This is a genomic window from Vibrio splendidus, assembly GCF_001557875.1.
GTDB classification, from domain to species: Bacteria; Pseudomonadota; Gammaproteobacteria; order Enterobacterales; family Vibrionaceae; genus Vibrio; species Vibrio splendidus_F.
This window is the reverse complement of the sequence record NZ_LNRF01000022.1, coordinates 1-1,568: the sequence shown is the minus strand read 5'-3', so window position 1 is coordinate 1,568 and position 1,568 is coordinate 1. Positions and strand designations below refer to the sequence as shown.

Genomic DNA, 1,568 nt, shown 5'->3' with positions numbered 1-1,568 from the left:
ATATCTTCGTATAAGGAGGTGATCCAGCCCCAGGTTCCCCTAGGGCTACCTTGTTACGACTTCACCCCAGTCATGAACCACAAAGTGGTGAGCGTCCTCCCCGAAAGGTTAAACTACCCACTTCTTTTGCAGCCCACTCCCATGGTGTGACGGGCGGTGTGTACAAGGCCCGGGAACGTATTCACCGTAGCATTCTGATCTACGATTACTAGCGATTCCGACTTCATGGAGTCGAGTTGCAGACTCCAATCCGGACTACGACGCACTTTTTGGGATTCGCTCACTATCGCTAGCTTGCTGCCCTCTGTATGCGCCATTGTAGCACGTGTGTAGCCCTACTCGTAAGGGCCATGATGACTTGACGTCGTCCCCACCTTCCTCCGGTTTATCACCGGCAGTCTCCCTGGAGTTCCCGACATTACTCGCTGGCAAACAAGGATAAGGGTTGCGCTCGTTGCGGGACTTAACCCAACATTTCACAACACGAGCTGACGACAGCCATGCAGCACCTGTCTCAGAGCTCCCGAAGGCACACCTGTGTCTCCACTGGCTTCTCTGGATGTCAAGAGTAGGTAAGGTTCTTCGCGTTGCATCGAATTAAACCACATGCTCCACCGCTTGTGCGGGCCCCCGTCAATTCATTTGAGTTTTAATCTTGCGACCGTACTCCCCAGGCGGTCTACTTAACGCGTTAGCTCCGAAAGCCACGGCTCAAGGCCACAACCTCCAAGTAGACATCGTTTACGGCGTGGACTACCAGGGTATCTAATCCTGTTTGCTCCCCACGCTTTCGCATCTGAGTGTCAGTATCTGTCCAGGGGGCCGCCTTCGCCACTGGTATTCCTTCAGATCTCTACGCATTTCACCGCTACACCTGAAATTCTACCCCCCTCTACAGTACTCTAGTTCACCAGTTTCAAATGCAGTTCCGAGGTTGAGCCCCGGGCTTTCACATCTGACTTAATGAACCACCTGCATGCGCTTTACGCCCAGTAATTCCGATTAACGCTCGCACCCTCCGTATTACCGCGGCTGCTGGCACGGAGTTAGCCGGTGCTTCTTCTGTTGCTAACGTCAAGAGATAGCGCTATTAACGCTACCCCCTTCCTCACAACTGAAAGTACTTTACAACCCGAAGGCCTTCTTCATACACGCGGCATGGCTGCATCAGGCTTTCGCCCATTGTGCAATATTCCCCACTGCTGCCTCCCGTAGGAGTCTGGACCGTGTCTCAGTTCCAGTGTGGCTGATCATCCTCTCAGACCAGCTAGGGATCGTCGCCTTGGTGAGCCATTACCTCACCAACTAGCTAATCCCACCTAGGCATATCTTGACGCGAGAGGCCCGAAGGTCCCCCTCTTTGGCCCGTAGGCATTATGCGGTATTAGCCATCGTTTCCAATGGTTATCCCCCACATCAAGGCAATTTCCTAGGCATTACTCACCCGTCCGCCGCTCGACGCCCATTAACGCACCCGAAGGATTGTTAGTGTCGTTTCCGCTCGACTTGCATGTGTTAGGCCTGCCGCCAGCGTTCAATCTGAGCCATGATCAAACTCTTCAATTTAA

General features: G+C 53.3%; 1 rRNA gene. It reads right to left on the bottom strand.

The features are described 5' to 3' along the window. Positions 1–11: 11 nt before the first annotated feature. A 16S ribosomal RNA gene (locus tag ATB74_RS23245) occupies positions 12–1,566 on the bottom strand. Between the last annotated feature and the right edge of the window lie 2 nt (positions 1,567–1,568).